Origin of the sequence: uncultured Ramlibacter sp. (assembly GCF_936925435.1) — a bacterium.
Classification (GTDB): domain Bacteria; phylum Pseudomonadota; class Gammaproteobacteria; order Burkholderiales; family Burkholderiaceae_C; genus Ramlibacter.
The window spans coordinates 99,477-115,604 of sequence record NZ_CAKZHQ010000005.1; the positions used below are offsets into that span (position 1 = coordinate 99,477).

Here is a 16,128-nt window from a genome sequence, read left to right on the forward strand (position 1 = left end):
CTCCGAATTTCACCTAATCGTAATCGATTACGGATTGTTGAATTTCGCCAGGGCCTGGTCCAGCACCTGCGCGGGCGGCAGGCTGGCGTCCACCACCACCACGCCGGTTTCCCCCGCCGGGTCCTGCAAGGCCTGGAACTGGCTGGCCACCAGGCTGGATGGATAGAAGTGGCCAGGGCGCTGGGCGACCCGGCGCAGCGCCTCCTGCTCGGTCAAGGCCAGATGCACGAAGTGCAGCCCGGGCACGGCGCCGCGCAAGACATCGCGGTAAGCGGTTTTCAGGGCGGAACAAGCCAGCACTGCGCCGCCGCTGTGGGCTTGCAGTTCGGCCGCCAGCCGCTGCAGCCAGCCGGCCCGGTCCGTGTCATCTAGCGCCAGGCCCTCGCGCATCTTGGCGATATTGGCCTGCGGGTGGAAGGCATCGCCTTCGATCAGAGGCAGGTCCAGCGCCTGCGCCAGCTGGCGGCCGACCTCGGATTTGCCGCAGCCGGACACGCCCATCACCACCACATGCAGCACCGCGCTCATGCGGCCAGGCCCTTGTCCAGCATGGCGACAACCTCTTCAGCGAACTGCGGGTAGCTCATGGTCCCGCCGGGCCGCAGCCAGGTGAAGGTCCAGTTGATCATGCCGAACAGCATCATGGTGATGGCCGTCTGGTTGGTCGGCGTGAGCCGCTGGGGATAGGCGCGGCACAGAAAGCGCGTGAAGGCCGAGACCACGTCGCGCTGGCGGTCCAGGATCAGCTCGCGCTGGGCCTCGCCCAGGAATTTGGTGTCGTGCAGCAGCGCCACATGGCGTGTCGCCGAGGTCTCGTACTCGTCCAGGAAACTGCGCACCAGCTCGTGCAGGGCGGCCCGTTCATCCAGGTTGCGACGCTGCGCCGTCGCCTCGGCCTGGCCGATGACGGCCAGCAGGCGCTGGGTGTAGCGGTCCAGCAGGTCAAACAGGATGGCTTCCTTGCTCTCGTAGTAGTGGTACAGCCGCGCCTTGGACGTGCCGCCCGCAGCCGCGATGTCGTTCATGCTGGCGGCCGGGTAGCTGCGGTCGGCGAAACACTGGGCGGCCACGTCCAGGATTTCATCGCGTTTGAGTTCGTGCTGCTGGGATTTGGGGCGCGCCATGCCTGGAATTATCGCGGGCCGCTGCGATGGCGGCCCGCCATGCGTGCGGGCGCCCTGGACGCCAGCGCCCACCAGGAAGCGCTGGCGTCGCCTCAGCTGATGGCGCCGTGGGCGCGGCAGGCCCTGGACTGCGCGTTGAAGGCGCAATCGGCCCGCGCGGCGCGGCCGGAAACCCCGCCCAGGGCCAGGGCCGCCAGGCCCGCCACCAGGCGGGCAGCGGCACCGGCGCCCAAGACTGCAGCCAACCGCAGGTCGGCCAAGGGCTGAAGCACAGGGGCGAAGCGCCGGGATGGGCTGGCCACGGCCTGCGGCACGGGTTCCCAGCTGAAGTAGGCCGGGGCCTGCGCATCCCAGGCCTCGACCACCAGCCGCTGGCCGGTACGCAGCCGCAGCTGGTCGCCGACACCCAGGATCTCGTCGCCCTGATCGTTCGGCGGACCGCCATGCGGGCCATCGAAGGTGGCCCACAGACGGCCATGGGCAATGCGCAACACGCCATCTTCCCGGGGCCGCAGGCTGATCGCTCGGCCGGCGTCCAGCTTCCAGGTGCCGGGCAGGGCGGGGGCGCTGGATTGTTGCAGTTGGCTCAGCGTTTGCGAGGACATGGCGGTCTCCATTCAGACAGGTTCGGGAAGGAATGATCGTCGGCAGCCCCTTGGCAGTCCAATGAATTGCGGCTAGGCTATTCATTCCCGATTCGCATCAATCCAGCCATCGCTCCTGACAGCGCCCGACAGCATGCAGCACTCCCAAACCCACCTGCGCAGCCGGCCGATTTCGGCCGGCCACCTGCGCGCCTTCGAAGCCGTGGCCCGGCATCTGAACTTTCGCGCAGCCTCCGAGGAAATGGCCCTGACCCAGTCGGCGGTCAGCCGGCAGATCCAGGCCCTGGAAGAGGAAGTGGGCGTGTCGCTGTTCCTGCGCCACACCCGCGCGGTGGAACTGACCAGCGCCGGCGCGCAACTGCTGCTGGCCGTGTCGCAGACCCTGCCGCGCATCGACAGCGCGGTGCGCCAGATCCGCCAGAACGCGGGCCGCAAAAGCGTTTCGCTGACCACCTTCGCCTCGTTCGCCTCGATGTGGCTGATCCCGCGGCTCGAGCAGTTCCAGCGTGACAACCCCGAGATGGACATCCGCATCGACGCCTCCGACAACGCGGTCGACCTGGAAATGGCCGACGTCGACCTGGCGCTGCGCTATGGCCCGATGGCCTCGATGCCGGCGCACGCGGTGCGGCTGTTCGGCGAGCAGCTGACACCGGTGGCCAGCCCCTGGCTGCTCAAGAGCGGCAGCCCGCTCAAGAAGCCCGAGGACCTGGCCCAGTTCACCCTGATCGAGGCGGGCGACGCCCACCGCACCCATCTGGAGTGGCTGACCTGGCGGCGCTGGTTCGACGAGCAGCAATTGCCCAAGCTGCAGCCCAAGCGCTGGCTGTACTTCAACTATGCCTACCAGATGGTGCAGGCCGCCCTGGCCGGCCAGGGCGTGGTGCTGGCGCGCATGCCCATGGTGGCCGAGAGCCTGGCCAACGGCGACCTGGTCGAGCCGCTGCCGCAGCGGCGCATGGACTCGCCCATGGCCTACTGGCTGATCACCGGCTCGCGCAGCGAACAGCGGCCCGAGATCAAGGCCTTTTGCGAATGGCTCAAGGGCCAGGCCAAAGCCACCCGCCAGACCGTGGGCGAGGTGCCCGACCCGGACACCGTCGACAACATCGACTAGCTGCGGCCAGGCGCCGGTTCCTTGGTCACCAGCCAGATGCCGGCGCAGACCAGGGCCAGCGCAATGCCGTTGCGCCATTCGAGGATGCTCTCGTCCAGGAACAGGGCCGACAGCACGGCACCGAACACCGGCACCATGAAGTTGAAGGCGGTGACCATGCTGACCCGGTTGTATTTGAGCAACAGGCTCCAGATCGAGATGGCCAGCGAGGACAACACCGCCATGTAGGCCAGCAGCGCGGTGGACGCCGGCGTGAAGCCGTGCAGAGCGCCGCCGCTGCCGTAGCCGCCGGCCAGCAGCGCCGCGCCGCCCACCACCAGCTGCCAGGCCGTCATGACGATGGGGTCGATGCCCTGCGAGATGCGTTTGCCGTAGATGCTCGCAGCGGCCAGCACCCCGGCCGCGATGACCACGAAGCCTTCGCCCAGCAGCGTGAATTCGAACTGCAGCAGGCCGCCCAGGCCGGCGCCGAAATTGATCACCATAACGCCGGCAAAACCCACGGCACAGCCCAGGGCCTTGCTGTAACTGAGCCTGTCGTTGCGGTAGATGAAGTGCGCCAGCAGCACGCTGAAGAAGGTCCCCGTCGCATTCAGGATCGAGCTCTTCACGCCGCTGGTGTGGGCCAGGCCGACGTAGAAGAACACGTACTGCAGCGCGGTCTGCGTCAGTCCCAGCACGGCGAACTGGCCCAGCGTGCGCGCGGAAAAGCCGGCTATGCGCTTGCCGCTGGCCGCTGCATAGGCCAGCAACAGCAGCCCGGCGGCCAGGAAGCGCCAGCCGGCGAACACCAGCTTGGACGGCACATCACCGGGCGCAATGCCGAACAGCAGGTAGCCGTTCTTGATCGCCGGATAGGAGCTGCCCCACAGCAGGCAGCAAAACAGCGCCAGCAGGAAGACGAGCTTGCGGTTGGTCAGGTAGGGATGGTCGTTGCGATGGGGCAAGGTCTGAGCGCCTAGTTCACGGGCCAGACCACACCGTTGTCATTGAGGATGGCATCCAGCGGCACGTCGTGCGGCTCGGGCTCCAGTTCGGACAGGAAGCCATTGGTGAAGCCCAGGCCCACGGTGAAGGGGCGCGGCTGCAGTTCGGCCAGGGTGCGGTCGTAAAAGCCGCCACCATACCCCAGCCGGAAGCCGCCGGGCGCATAGCCCACGCAGGGCACGAACAGCAGGGTGGGCACGATCACCTCGGTGTCCTTGGGCTTGGGAATGCCGTAGGCGTCCTCTTCCATCGGGCAACCGGGGTACCAGGCGTGGAACTTCAGCGTCTTGTGCAGCTTGTCGACCACCGGCAGGCCGATGCGGCGCGGCTGGGGTTCGTCCAGCAACTCGCCGTCCTCTTTCCAGCGGTGCAGGGCCGGCAGCGGATCGAATTCGCCCTTGATGGGCCAGTAGGCGCCGATCACCACATCGGGGCGGTGGACCAGCCAGATGCGCATGACCCGCTGCAGCAGATTGCTGCGCTGCTGACGGTCGGGCATGTCCAGCCTTTGCTGGATCAGCAGTTGGCGCATAGCCCTTTTCTCTTCCGACTTGTCCATAATCGTCCGATGCTGTTTCGAACGATTCTGACAGGGATCACCGCCGTGCTCGCCCTGACGGCGCAGGCCCAGGGCCGCGGTGACGATCTCATCCTGGACATGAACCAGGCCTTCAAGCAGGGCAACCGCCAGCGCCTGGCGCAGCTGCTGCCGCAAGCCAGAGGCCATGCGCTGGAGCCCTGGGCTGCCTATTGGGAGCTGCGTGCCCGCCTGGACAGCGCCAGTGCGCAGGAGCTGCAGGACTTCTTCAGCCGCTACGCCGGCAGCTACCAGGAAGACCGCTTGCGCAACGACTGGCTGCTGCTGCTGGGCCAGCGGCGCGACTGGACCACGTTTGCCGCCGAGCACCCACGCTTTCGCATGAACGACGACGCCCAGGTGCGCTGCTACGCGGTGCTGGTGCAGCACCTGCGCGAAGGCAACCAGGCGCCCTCGGGCCTGGCCGACGACGTGCGCCGCACCTGGTTCGCCCAGCGCGAGGCCGACGACGGCTGCGCCCTGGCGGCCAGCCGCCTGATCGGCGAGGGCCAGGGCGCCAACCGCATGACGGCGGCCGACGCCTGGCGCAAGGCCCGGCTGGCGACCGAGGCCAACAGGCCCCGCGCCGCGGCGGCGGCGGTGGAAATCGTTGCCCCCGAGTCGATCAACCTGGTGGGCGAGATCTTCGCCAATCCGGCCAAGTTCCTCGCCAGCAAGGTGGTCGCCGCCTCCAGGACACGCAAGGAGCTGATCGTGCTGGCCCTGATCCGGCTGGCGGCCAGCGACACCGAGAGCGCGGCACGGCAGCTCGACGCCAAATGGAGCCCCATGCTCACGCCCGAGGAGCGCGACTGGGTCTGGGGCTTCATCGCCAAGCAGTCGGCCCAGCGCCTGGAAAGCGATGCCCTGGGCCACTACGCCAAGGTCAGCCGCGACAGCCACCTGTCCGACGACATGCTGGCCTGGAAGCTGCGCGCCGCCTTGCGCGCAGGGCGCACGCCGCAGTGGCCCGAGGTGCTGGCCGCCGCCAACGCCATGAGCGAGGAAGGCCGCAAGGACCCGGCCTGGGTCTACTGGAAGGCGCGCGCCTTGCTGGGCAGCAGCCCCAACGAGGCGCAGCGCGGCGAAGCCCAGCGCCTGCTGGAGTCCATCGCCTCGGCCCGCGGCTTCTATGAGCAGCTGGCGCTGGAGGAACTGGGCCAGAAGATCAGTGTCCCGGCCAAGGCCGCCCCCCTGAGCGCCGAGGAGAAGGACGCGGCGCGCCTGAACGCCGGCTTGAACCGCGCGCTCCAGGCCATTGCCCTGGGCCTGCGGCCCGAGGGTGTGCGCGAGTGGAACTACAGCACCAACCTGGCCAAGGCCGGCGGCATGAACGACCGCGAGTTGCTGGCCGCAGCCCAGCTGGCCTGCGACCGCGAGGTCTGGGACCGCTGCATCAACACCAGCGAACGCACCCGCGCCGAGTTCGACTACGACCAGCGCTTTCCCATGCCCTACCGGGATGCGGTGGTGCGGCGCAGCCGCGAGATCAAGCTCGATCCGGCCTATGTCTACGGCCTGATCCGCCAGGAAAGCCGTTTCATCATGGACGCGCGCTCGCATGTCGGCGCGTCCGGCCTGATGCAGGTGATGCCGGCCACGGCCCGTTGGACCGCCAGGAAGATCGGCATGGGCAGCTTCACCATCGACCAGCTCAACGACCGCGAGACCAATATCGCGATCGGCACCGGCTATCTCAAGCTGGTGCTCGACGACTTCAACGGTTCCATGCCCATGGCCGCGGCCGCCTACAACGCCGGCCCCGGACGGCCGCGCAGCTGGCGCAACGGCCCGGTGATCGAGGCGGCGGCCTGGGCCGAGAACGTGCCCTTCAACGAGACCCGCGACTACGTCAAGAAGGTGCTGGCCAACACCACGACCTATGCCGCCGTCCTCAGCGGCCAGCCGCAGTCGCTCAAGGCCAGGCTGGGCACGGTGGGCCCGCGCGAGGCGGCCCAGCCCGAACCCAACCGCGACCTGCCCTGAAGCGGACCCTGGCCCGATGAACGCCTGGGACCGCATCGCCGGCACCATCGCCTCGGAGTTCTCCGACATCAAGGACCTGGAGGAACTGACCCGCGTCACGGTGCGCCTGCTGGTGGCGGCCGTGCTCGGCGCCCTGCTCGGGCTCGAGCGCGAGCGTGCGGGCAAGGCTGCCGGCCTGCGCACCCACATCCTGGTGGCCCTGGGCGGCGCCATCTTCGTGCTGGTGCCGCTGCAGGCCGGCATGGAAACGGCGGACCTGAGCCGCGTCATCCAGGGCGTGGTCGCCGGCGTCGGCTTCCTGTGCGCCGGCACCATCCTCAAGTCGCAGGACGAGGACCAGGTGCGCGGCCTGACCACGGCAGCAGGCCTGTGGCTGACCGCGGCCATCGGCCTGGCGGCCGGCATGGGCCGCGAGATGACGGCCCTGCTCAGCGCCTTGCTGGCCTTTGCCGTGCTGCGGGCCGAAGCCCCCCTGGTCCGGCTATTGGGCAACCGCAAGCCGGGCAGGCCGGACTAGCCCGGCATCAATCGCCGCGCTTTTTTGCATCAATAGACCCGGAGCGGCCCGATAGCATCCCTGCATCGAGGAGAACCCATGCTCAAGCTCTACATCGGCAACAAGAACTATTCATCCTGGTCCATGCGGCCCTGGGTGCTGCTCAAGCAGGCAGGCGTCCCCTTCGAGGAGGTGATGGCCCGCTTCGACTCTTTCGACGGCGACTCGGCCTTCAAGGCCAAGGTGGCGCAAGTCAGTCCGGTGGGCAAAGTGCCTGTGCTGGTGCATGAGGGCCTGGCCGTCTGGGACACGCTGGCGATTGCCGAATACCTTGCCGAGACCTTCCCCGAGCAGCAGCTGTGGCCGCGCGACGCCAGGGCGCGCGCCCGCGCGCGCAGTGTCTGCGCCGAGATGCATTCGGGCTTTGGCGCCCTGCGCGGCGCCTGCCCGATGAACATCGAGGCCTCGCTGTCCCAGGCCGGCGCCCTGGCCTGGCGCGACAAGCCCGATGTGCGCGCCGACGTGCAGCGCATCGTCGCCATGTGGACCGGCCTGCTGGAGGAGTTCAAGGGTCCCATGCTGTTTGGCGAGTTCTCGATTGCCGACGCCTACTTCGCACCGGTGTGCATGCGCATCAAGAACTACGCCCTGCCCGTGCCCGGCCACATCACCGACTACGTGCGCCGCGTCTGCGAGCTGCCCGGCGTCAAAGCCTGGATCGACGAAGCCCTGCTGGAGAAAGAATTCGTCGTCTTCGACGAGCCTTACCGCACTTCGCGATGAACGCCGGCATCTGCCGCACCTGGGGCAAGGTGCTCACGGCCATGGTCACGCCCTTCGACGCCCAGGGCCGGCTGGACCTGGACGCCGCGCAGCGCCTGGCGCACTGGCTGGCGGCCCATGGCAGCGATGGCCTGGTGCTGGCCGCCACCACCGGTGAAGCATCCACCCTGGACGACGACGAGCGCTGCGACCTGGTGCGCGCGGTCTGCGAGGCCGTCACCGTGCCGGTCATCGCCGGCACCGGCAGCAACGACACCCGCCACAGCGTCGCCCTGACGGAGCGCGCCCAGGGCCTGGGCGCGGCCGGCGTGATCGCTGTCAGCCCCTACTACAACCGGCCGCCCCAGGCCGGCATCGAGGCGCACTTTCGCGCCATGGCGGCGGCCACGGACTTGCCGGTGATGCTCTACGACGTGCCGCTGCGCACCGGCCGGCGCATCGCCCAGGAAGTGCTGCTGCGCCTGCTGCGCGAGGTGCCCAACATCGTCGCCTTCAAGGACGCCACCGGCGACCCGCCCGCCGCCGCCGCCCTGCTGGCCGAAGCCGGAGAGCACTTCGACCTGTACTCGGGCGACGACCCCTACACCCTGCCGCTGCTGGCCGTGGGCGCGGTCGGCATCGTGGGCACCAGCACCCACTGGACCGGGCCGCAGTTTCGCCGCATGTTCGAGGCCTTCGAACGCGGCGATCTGCGCACCGCGCGCGAGATCAACGCCAGGCTGCAGCCCTCGTTTCGCTACGTCAACAGCGACGACTGCGTTTTCCCGATGGCCATCAAGGCCATGCTGCGCACCCTGGGCCAGGAGGTGGGGCAATGCCGCGCCCCCCTGCCGCCGGCACCGCCGGACACCGAGGACCGCGCACGCGAAGTCTGGGCACAACTGCAGGACTGAGCGCGCCTATAAACTCCGGCCATGCAGATTTACATGGTCGGTGGCGCGGTGCGCGATGCCCTGCTGGGCCTGGCTGTGCACGACCACGACTGGGTGGTTGTGGACGCCACGCCCGAGCAAATGATGGCCGAGGGCTATCTGCCGGTGGGCAAGGACTTCCCGGTCTTCCTGCATCCGCAGACCAAGGAGGAGTACGCCCTGGCGCGCACCGAGCGCAAGACCGCGCGCGGCTACCACGGCTTCGCCTTCCACACCGAGCCCGGCGTCACGCTGGAGGACGACCTGGCGCGGCGCGACCTGACCATCAACGCCATCGCCCAGGCCGCGGATGGCAGCCTGATCGACCCCTTCCACGGCCAGCAGGATGTGCGCCAGCGCGTGCTGCGCCACGTGACCGACTCCTTTCGCGAGGACCCGGTGCGCATCCTGCGGCTGGCCCGCTTCGCCGCGCGCTTTGCCGACTTTTCCGTCGCACCCGAAACCATGGACCTGATGCGGGGCATGGTCGCCGAGGGCGAGGCCGATGCCCTGGTGGCCGAGCGTGTCTGGCAGGAGCTGGCGCGCGGCCTGATGGAGGCCAGGCCGTCCCGCATGTTCGAGGTGCTGCGCGACTGCGGCGCCCTGGCCGTGTTGCTGCCCGAGGTCGACCGCCTGTGGGGCGTGCCCCAGCGCGCCGACTACCACCCGGAGGTCGACACCGGTGTGCACCTGCTGATGGTGCTGGACATGAGCGCACGGCTGGAGGCGCCGCTGGCGGCGCGCTTTGCCTGCCTGACGCACGACCTGGGCAAGGGCACGACGCCGGCCGACGTGCTGCCGCGCCACATCGGCCACGAAGGCCGCAGCGCGCGCCTGCTCAAGGATGTCTGCGAGCGTCTGCGCGTGCCCACCGACTGCCGTGAGCTGGCCGACGTGGTGGCGCGCGAGCACGGCAACATCCACCGCAGCGGCGATCTGGGCGCGACCGCCACCATGCGCCTGCTCGAGCGCTGCGATGCGATGCGCAAGCCCCAGCGCTTCGAGCAGGTCTTGCTGGCTTGCGAATGCGATGCCCGCGGCCGCGGCGGGCTGCAGGAGCAGGCCTATCCGCAGCGCCAGCGCCTGCTGCAGGCGCTGGCCGCAGCGCAGTCGGTTGCTACCAATTCAATAGCTGCCCAGGCCCAAGCTGCGGGGCTTAGCGGTCCGAAAGTCGGTGAAATGATCCATGCGGCACGGGTTGCCGCCGTGGCGCAGGCGCTGGGCCTGCCGGCCTGAGCTAGACCAGCAGCGCCAAGGCCGCGTAGTCCCCCACGCTGATGCCCAGGCCGGCGGCCACCAGTTCGCAGCCGGCCGTCAGCGCCGGCATCTTGCCGGCCACCTGGGCTTGCAGGCGCGGCAGCAGGTACTCGCGGTTGTGCCAGAAGACGCTGCCGCCCAGGCTGATGCGCTGCAGGTCCAGCGTCACCACCAGGTTGTACAGGGCCCGGCCCAGCACCCGGCACAACTCGTCGACGGTGGCGGCGGCCTGCGCGTCGCCGGCCTGGGCCCTCTCCAGCAGCTGCGCCGCACCGGCGCCAAAGCGCCGCGCCACGGCATTGCCGGCCACCAGGGCCTCGACGTCGCCGATGTTGCCGCAGCCGCACAGCGCGTCGCTGTTGTCCGAGACGAACATGTGGCCGGCGTGGCCGGCGTTGCCGTTCTTGCCGCGCAACACATGGCCGTCCACGCACAGGCCGACGCCGATGCCGGTGCTCCAGGTGACGTAGGCGCAATGGTCCTGGCCTTGCAGCGCGCCCCAGCGGCGCTCGGCCTCCAGCGCAGCGATGCAGTCGTTCTCCACCCGCAGCTCGTCGAAGCGCTCGCGCAGCGGCGCCTCCAGCAGGGCCGTGGTCCAGTCGTTGGGCAGGCCGCGCGCCGGGCCGGCCATGCCGCCGCAGATGTTGGGCGCCGCCACTTCCACCAGGCCGGCGTTCAGGACAAACGGGCCACAGGACGAGACGCCGGCGCGATGCACACCGGCCGCATCGATGCCGGCCTCGGCGCAGGCTTCATCCACCAGGCGCAGCACCTGGCGCGCCAGGGCGTCGTTGCTGCCGGTCTTGGCCGTGGGCTCGCTGCGACGCGCCAGCAGCTCCAGGCCGGCGCCGCTGTTGAGGCTGACGGCCACTTTGGTTCCGCCGATGTCGATGCAGGCTTTCATATTTGGAGTGTAGGCTGGCTGGCACGGCTGGTGCATGACACCAGCCGCTGGCCTTTCAGCCCCAACCCAAGGAGTGATCGATGCATTGCAAGACGACAGAGCGCAGCCGCTGGACCCGATTGAGCACCGCCCTGGTGCTCGCCCTGCCCCTGGCCCTGCTGGGCGCCTGCGCCAGCGCGCCCGCCATCGACAACAGCGCCATCGGCCAGCCTGCCTTTCGCACCCACGTCGCCACCTACGGCCTGGTCTACCGCCTGCCCAAGGACGTGGTCGACGTGATGGAGGCCAAGATCACGACGCCGCTGCAGCAGAACCTGGTGCGCATGGGCCTGAACGCCGAGGCCCAGGCCTTCAACCTGCCGCACGTCACCGTGGTGCACATCCACAGCGCCGATCCCACGACGCCGATGAAGATGCTCAAGGCCATGCCGCCCCTGCCGCCGGTGCTCGACGGCGTGGTGCTGAAGAATTTCTACACCACCGAGGCCGCGAAGGACGCCGGCCACCCCTGGTGGCTGGACCTGGGCATCGTCAAGACCGGCAAGGCCTATGAAGACATGATGGCCTTCAACACCCGCGCCACCGCCGCCCTCGCGCCGCTGCGCGACGGGCCGCTGCCGCGCGTCACCGGTCCGGTCTACGCCAAGATGGGCGATGCCGGCAAGGAGCTGGTGCGCACCGTGGGCGTCAGCGGCGTCAACGTGGTCAAGGATGGCAAGGAACTGCGCCCGCACAATCCGCACAACACCCTGGTCTACAGCATGGCGCTGTTCACACCCCAGGTGCAGGCAGGCATGAACCAGGTGGCGGCGGACTTCAACAAGATCCTGCCCGAGGGCATGACCACCACGTTCCGCAATGTGTCCATCGTGGAACTGGCCTTCTCGGGCAATGTGTTGCGCGAGTTCTACCGCATCAACCTGGCCGACGGCTCGGTGGTGGACGTGGCTTCCGGCCAGCCCGTTCGCTGAGGCCTCAGACGAATTTGGCGATCACGCCCACCACCAGGCTGAGCACGATGGTGGTGGTCAGCGGGATGAACCACTCGCGGCCGAAGAGCCTGAAGCGCAGGTCGCCGGGCAGCTTGCCAAAGCCCATGCGTTGCAGCAGGGGCGTGAACCAGCTGATCAGCATCAGGGCCAGGAAGATGACGATGATCCAGCGAAGCATGTTCAGAGTGTATGGGTGCGGTCGCCGTCGCGAAAGCCAAGGGCGTCCCAGAACTTGCCCTTGTGCAGGCCAATGACCTTGAACAGCTCGCCCATCTCGTGCTCGTGGACCAGGCGCTGGCCGGCGATGCGCTCGGCCAGCGGCGCGTCCGCCAGCAGGGGCACAAGACCGCAGTTGATCAGGAAGCGCGCCTGGGTGGTGTAGCCCAGGGTCAGCAGGCCGGCCTCCTGCGCCGCCAACGCCAGGCCGCTGAAGTTGATGTGGGCCGTGATGTCCTTCAGGCCGACATCGCGCAACGGGTCCGGGTCGGCCAGGTGGCCCTTGTGGCACATCAGCGTGCCCATGTGACGCTGCGGATGGAAGTATTCCGCCTCGTTGAAGCCGTAGTCGATGAAGAAGGCCGCGCCCTGCTCCAGCCGGTCGGCCAGGGTGCGCACGAAGGCCTCGGCCTGGGGGTGGATCTCGGTCAGATAGTCGTGTTCGCCGGCGATGGCGACCGGCGGGCGCAGCGCCGTGGCCTGGTCGGCAAACACCAGCTGGCCTTCGTGCACGGCGACGCCGCGCTCGTGCCAGACGCCATCCTTGCGCTGCAGCAACTTGACCGGCATGGCGTCGAGCACCTCGTTGCCCACGACCACACCCTTGAAGCGTTCCGGCAGGGCATCGGCCCACTGGACCTTGTCGCCAAAGGCCGCCAGCGTTTCCTGCTGGCGCGCGCGCAGGCTGCCCGACAGGTCGACGATGGTGTAGCGGCGCGCGGTGTCGCCCAGTGCCTCCAGCAGCTGGGCCGCCAGCGCACCCGTGCCGGCGCCGAACTCCCAGACCTCGTCGGTCCCGGTGGCATGCAGCGCGTCGGCCACCTGGGCCGCCAGGGTCTGGCCGAATAAGGGCGTCATCTCCGGCGCGGTGACAAAGTCGCTGCCCGATGCCGGCCCGCGGCCGAACTTGCGCGAGCCGTTGGCGTAGTAGCCCAGTCCGGGCGCGTACAAGGCCAAGGCCATGAAGCGGTCGAAGGGCAGCCAACCGCCGGCGCGGGCGATGGATTTTTCCAGCAGGGCCTGCAGGGCGCTCGTTAAACTCGTTGCTTCTGTCTTCACCCCCGGATTGTCCCCGAATGAACGCCCCGTCCCGAGCGCGCACCGTGCTGGTCACCGGCTCCGCCAAAAGGCTGGGCCGCGAGATCGCGCTGGCGCTGGCCAAGGCCGGCTGGCAGGTGGCTGTGCACTACCGCGAATCGGCCGCAGACGCTAGCAAAACAGTAGCAGACTGCGCAGCATTGGCGGGAGGTACAGTCCAGTTCGATGCATTTCAGGCGGATCTGGCGGAGGAAAGCGCTGCGCGCGACCTGTTGCCGCGCGTGGTCGCGCGCTTCGGCGCCGTCGATGCCGTGGTCAATAACGCCTCGCTGTTCGAGCACGACACGGCTGCCAGCTTCAGCTACCAGGCACTGGCGGCCCACCTGGCGGCCAACACCGGCGCGCCTGTGCTGCTGGCCCAGGCCCTGCACGGCCACCTGGTGCAGCGCGGCGCCCAGGGCGTGGTGGTCAACATGCTGGACCAGAAGCTGTGGAACCAGAACCCCGACTTCTTCAGCTACACCCTGTCCAAGGCGGCGCTGGAGGCGGCCAACACCATGCTGGCCCAGGCCCTGGCGCCGCAGCTGCGGGTGGTGGGCGTGGCACCCGGCCTGACCATCACCAGCCACCTGATGCCCCAGGCCAGGTTCGAGGCCTTGCACAAGCTGGCGCCGCTGGGCCGCTCCTCCCTGCCCGCCAACATCGCGGCGGCCGTGCAGTTCGCGCTGGACAACGACGCCATCACCGGCACCACCTTGCTGGTGGACGGCGGCCAGCACCTGATGAAGTTCGACCGCGATTTTTCAATGATGTGAGCTTGCGGGCCGGACCACGCATTGCGCTCTGACCCCTACTGATCGAAAGGCCAAGATGCGCGACACCGGCAACCAGACCCTGACCCTCACCGGCCTGCGCTTCGACGCCAGCCTGGGCATCCTGGACCAGGAGAAGGCCGCGCCGCAGCCCATCCGGGTCGATGCAGAACTCAACCTCGGTCCCCAGCCCCTGCTGCCGCGCGACGACGACATCAGCCACGTGCTGGACTACCGCAAGGTGCGCAAGATCATCATCGACGAGTGCACGGCGCAACACGTCAACCTGCTGGAAAGCCTGATCGGCAGGCTGGGCCACCGCCTGATGCAATTGCCCGGCGTGCTGGGCGTGCGCGTGAAGATCGCCAAGCTGGAGATCTTCGACGACTGCGAAGTGGCGATCCGGGTCGAGACCGGGCAGTGGTAGGAGGGCTGCCGCTCACCAGCGGAAGGTGGCCCCCAGCATCGGCCCGCTGAAGTTCACGTCGCGGACCGCGCTGCCGGGCTTGAGCTCATAGGCCAGATAGCGCCACATGCCGCTCAGTTCCCCCCAGGAATAGGCATAGCTGATGCCGGTGGCGGCCTGCCAGGTCAGCCGGCTCTCGCCCGCGCCCACATCCAGGTAGAAGGGAACGGCCCACTTGCCCGCGCTGTCCAGGGCGTAGCGGCCCTTGACGCCGACCAGGGCGTCCCACAGGGTCTGGCTGGACTCGTAGCTGCCCGACCGGGACGCCGGGGCGATGGACCCGAGCGCACCGGAGATGTCCCAGCGCACCGACTGGTTGATGTCCAGCATGCGCACGCCGCCCAATACGTCCACGGTCAACGCCGGGTCCGGGGCGATGCGGTAGTCGGCGCCCAGCGTCCACAGCTTGGCCTTGAGGTCCAGGCCCAGGTTGGCCGAGGTACTGGCGGGCAGGCCGGCATTGCCGATGCTGAAGTCGCGGCTGCCGCTGCGGCTGTCGCCGAAGTCCAGGTAGATGAAGTCGGTGAACACGCCCCAGCGGCCGTTGTGTGCGCCAAATGAGCCCATGAAAGCGCCCTGCAGCTTGTCCATGAAGTTGCCGGAACTGATGTTCAGGTCGCCGCCGCCGGGACCGGTGGGAATGTTGGATTGGCCGTCCACGCTGGGAAAGTAGCCGTACACCGACAGCGCATAACGCCAGTTAACCGACCCGGCGGCCTGGGCATTGGCACCGCCCGGCGCCAATGCCGCTGTACAGGCGGCAGCCCATGCCAAGGCCGTCAACCGGGTCCTGAGAGAGGCTTGCATGAAATGCTCCTGCGCCTGGAAGGCGAAACCCATTCTGCGCGTCTCCCCAGGCCCCAGCCATGGGCATTTGGGCCCATCTGGCCGGAAAAGGCCGCAATGCGACAATCGGGGCATGAGTGCCGTCTGGATTGACAACGACCCTGTCCCCCTGTCGCGGGACGCAAAAATCGAGCGGGAAACCCACAAGCTCGAGAAGCGCCTGTGCCGCCAGGTGGGCCAGGCCATCGTCGACTTCAACATGATCGAAGAGGGCGACAAGGTCATGGTCTGCATGTCCGGCGGCAAGGACAGCTACGCCATGCTGGACATCCTGCAAAAGATGCGGGCGCGCGCGCCGGTCGACTTCGAGCTGGTCGCCGTCAACCTCGACCAGAAGCAGCCCGACTTTCCCGAGCACGTGCTGCCTGAGTACCTGGCCAAGACCGGTGTGCCTTTCCACATCGAGAACCAGGACACCTACTCCATCGTCAAGGACAAGATCGCGCCAGGCAAGACCATGTGCAGCCTGTGCTCGCGCCTGCGCCGCGGCATCCTGTACCGGGTGGCCGACGAGCTGGGCGCGACCAAGATCGCCCTGGGCCACCACCGCGACGACATGCTGCAGACCTTCTTCCTGAACATGTTCTTCGGCGGCAAGCTCAAGGGCATGCCGCCCAAGCTGGTCAGCGACGACGGCAAGCACGTCGTGATCCGGCCCCTGGCCAACGTCGCCGAAAAAGACCTGGTGCGCTGGGCCGAGCACCGTCAGTTCCCCATCATTCCCTGCACCCTGTGCGGCAGCCAGGAGAACCTGCAGCGCAAGCAGGTCGGCGCCATGCTGCGCGAGTGGGAAAAGCAGTACCCGGGCCGCCTGGAAACCATGTTCACCGCGTTACAGAATGTTGTTCCCTCGCACCTGGCCGACGGAAAGCACTACGATTTCAAGAGCCTGACGCCCACCGGCATGGCCAGCGAGGACGGCGACAAGGCCTTCGACAGCGAGGACTTCGCCCCTGCACCCGTCTCGCTGCCCGGCCTGCAAGTCGTCAAGCTCTAGCCCCTGTCCCTTGT

At 68.3% G+C, this 16,128-nt stretch carries 19 protein-coding genes; 10 read left to right on the top strand and 9 right to left on the bottom strand.

Annotation, left to right across the window (positions count from 1 at the left end):
- Window positions 1-27: 27 nt before the first annotated feature.
- From Q0632_RS05805 to Q0632_RS05815, 3 genes are all read right to left on the bottom strand, one after another.
- Window positions 28-528 carry a gluconokinase gene (locus tag Q0632_RS05805; RefSeq protein WP_298925606.1) on the bottom strand — a complete coding sequence of 167 codons (501 nt, stop codon included), beginning with the start codon at window positions 526-528 and terminating at the stop codon, window positions 28-30.
- Complete coding sequence (locus Q0632_RS05810) at window positions 525-1,124, bottom strand: TetR/AcrR family transcriptional regulator (RefSeq protein ID WP_298925609.1); 600 nt, start codon at window positions 1,122-1,124, stop codon at window positions 525-527. Before Q0632_RS05810 ends, Q0632_RS05805 begins: the two co-directional genes overlap by 4 nt.
- A gap of 92 nt (window positions 1,125-1,216) precedes the next feature.
- Window positions 1,217-1,729, bottom strand: a complete 513-nt coding sequence (locus Q0632_RS05815) for a DUF2917 domain-containing protein (RefSeq protein ID WP_298925612.1) — start codon at window positions 1,727-1,729, stop codon at window positions 1,217-1,219.
- 133 nt (window positions 1,730-1,862) lie between these two features.
- On the opposite strand from Q0632_RS05815, the gene Q0632_RS05820 reads away from it, so the two are divergent.
- The gene (locus tag Q0632_RS05820; RefSeq protein WP_298925614.1) at window positions 1,863-2,846 is read left to right on the top strand and encodes a LysR substrate-binding domain-containing protein; all 984 of its coding nucleotides are present in this window, start codon (window positions 1,863-1,865) and stop codon (window positions 2,844-2,846) included.
- On the opposite strand, the gene Q0632_RS05825 is transcribed toward Q0632_RS05820, so the two are convergent.
- Both Q0632_RS05825 and Q0632_RS05830 read right to left on the bottom strand, forming a co-directional pair.
- Complete coding sequence (locus tag Q0632_RS05825; RefSeq protein WP_298925617.1) at window positions 2,843-3,793, bottom strand: DMT family transporter; 951 nt, start codon at window positions 3,791-3,793, stop codon at window positions 2,843-2,845. The two genes, Q0632_RS05820 and Q0632_RS05825, sit on opposite strands and share 4 nt — an antisense overlap.
- 11 nt (window positions 3,794-3,804) lie before the next feature.
- Window positions 3,805-4,392, bottom strand: a complete 588-nt coding sequence (locus Q0632_RS05830) for a 5-formyltetrahydrofolate cyclo-ligase (RefSeq protein WP_298925620.1) — start codon at window positions 4,390-4,392, stop codon at window positions 3,805-3,807.
- Between the two features lie 9 nt (window positions 4,393-4,401).
- Here Q0632_RS05830 and Q0632_RS05835 point away from each other — a divergent pair, with 9 nt between their 5' ends.
- From Q0632_RS05835 to Q0632_RS05855, 5 genes are all read left to right on the top strand, one after another.
- Window positions 4,402-6,396 carry a lytic transglycosylase domain-containing protein gene (locus Q0632_RS05835; RefSeq protein WP_298925622.1) on the top strand — a complete coding sequence of 665 codons (1,995 nt, stop codon included), beginning with the start codon at window positions 4,402-4,404 and terminating at the stop codon, window positions 6,394-6,396.
- 16 nt (window positions 6,397-6,412) lie between these two features.
- Complete coding sequence (locus Q0632_RS05840; RefSeq protein WP_298925625.1) at window positions 6,413-6,913, top strand: MgtC/SapB family protein; 501 nt, start codon at window positions 6,413-6,415, stop codon at window positions 6,911-6,913.
- Window positions 6,914-6,991: 78 nt separating this feature from the next.
- The gene (locus tag Q0632_RS05845; protein WP_298925628.1) at window positions 6,992-7,675 is read left to right on the top strand and encodes a glutathione S-transferase family protein; all 684 of its coding nucleotides are present in this window, start codon (window positions 6,992-6,994) and stop codon (window positions 7,673-7,675) included.
- Window positions 7,672-8,568 carry a 4-hydroxy-tetrahydrodipicolinate synthase gene (gene dapA / locus Q0632_RS05850; RefSeq protein ID WP_298925631.1) on the top strand — a complete coding sequence of 299 codons (897 nt, stop codon included), beginning with the start codon at window positions 7,672-7,674 and terminating at the stop codon, window positions 8,566-8,568. Before Q0632_RS05845 ends, dapA begins: the two co-directional genes overlap by 4 nt.
- A 21-nt stretch (window positions 8,569-8,589) precedes the next feature.
- Window positions 8,590-9,822 (top strand): multifunctional CCA addition/repair protein, encoded by a 1,233-nt coding sequence (locus tag Q0632_RS05855; RefSeq protein ID WP_298925633.1) that lies wholly within the window; start codon window positions 8,590-8,592, stop codon window positions 9,820-9,822.
- A 1-nt stretch (window position 9,823) separates the two neighbouring features.
- On the opposite strand, the gene Q0632_RS05860 is transcribed toward Q0632_RS05855, so the two are convergent.
- The gene (locus Q0632_RS05860; RefSeq protein ID WP_298925636.1) at window positions 9,824-10,747 is read right to left on the bottom strand and encodes an ROK family protein; all 924 of its coding nucleotides are present in this window, start codon (window positions 10,745-10,747) and stop codon (window positions 9,824-9,826) included.
- Window positions 10,748-10,827: 80 nt separating this feature from the next.
- On the opposite strand from Q0632_RS05860, the gene Q0632_RS05865 reads away from it, so the two are divergent.
- The gene (locus Q0632_RS05865; protein WP_298925639.1) at window positions 10,828-11,718 is read left to right on the top strand and encodes a hypothetical protein; all 891 of its coding nucleotides are present in this window, start codon (window positions 10,828-10,830) and stop codon (window positions 11,716-11,718) included.
- 4 nt (window positions 11,719-11,722) lie between these two features.
- Here the strand turns inward: Q0632_RS05865 and Q0632_RS05870 are convergent, their stop codons facing one another.
- Together Q0632_RS05870 and Q0632_RS05875 are read right to left on the bottom strand one after the other, a co-directional pair.
- Window positions 11,723-11,917: a DUF2905 domain-containing protein gene (locus tag Q0632_RS05870; RefSeq protein ID WP_298925642.1), complete on the bottom strand. Its 195-nt coding sequence runs from the start codon at window positions 11,915-11,917 to the stop codon at window positions 11,723-11,725.
- A gap of 2 nt (window positions 11,918-11,919) precedes the next feature.
- On the bottom strand, window positions 11,920-13,014 hold the full coding sequence (locus tag Q0632_RS05875) for an SAM-dependent methyltransferase (RefSeq protein WP_298925645.1): 1,095 nt from the start codon (window positions 13,012-13,014) through the stop codon (window positions 11,920-11,922).
- A 17-nt stretch (window positions 13,015-13,031) separates the two neighbouring features.
- Between Q0632_RS05875 and Q0632_RS05880 the strand changes: the two genes are divergently transcribed.
- Together Q0632_RS05880 and Q0632_RS05885 are read left to right on the top strand one after the other, a co-directional pair.
- On the top strand, window positions 13,032-13,808 hold the full coding sequence (locus Q0632_RS05880) for an SDR family oxidoreductase (RefSeq protein ID WP_298925648.1): 777 nt from the start codon (window positions 13,032-13,034) through the stop codon (window positions 13,806-13,808).
- 55 nt (window positions 13,809-13,863) lie between these two features.
- A complete protein-coding gene (locus Q0632_RS05885; RefSeq protein WP_298925650.1) occupies window positions 13,864-14,232 on the top strand; it encodes a dihydroneopterin aldolase in 369 nt (122 codons plus the stop codon).
- A gap of 12 nt (window positions 14,233-14,244) precedes the next feature.
- On the opposite strand, the gene Q0632_RS05890 is transcribed toward Q0632_RS05885, so the two are convergent.
- Window positions 14,245-15,078 carry a hypothetical protein gene (locus tag Q0632_RS05890; protein WP_298925653.1) on the bottom strand — a complete coding sequence of 278 codons (834 nt, stop codon included), beginning with the start codon at window positions 15,076-15,078 and terminating at the stop codon, window positions 14,245-14,247.
- Window positions 15,079-15,190: 112 nt separating this feature from the next.
- On the opposite strand from Q0632_RS05890, the gene ttcA reads away from it, so the two are divergent.
- Window positions 15,191-16,114: a tRNA 2-thiocytidine(32) synthetase TtcA gene (gene ttcA / locus Q0632_RS05895; RefSeq protein WP_298925656.1), complete on the top strand. Its 924-nt coding sequence runs from the start codon at window positions 15,191-15,193 to the stop codon at window positions 16,112-16,114.
- Window positions 16,115-16,128: the final 14 nt, after the last annotated feature.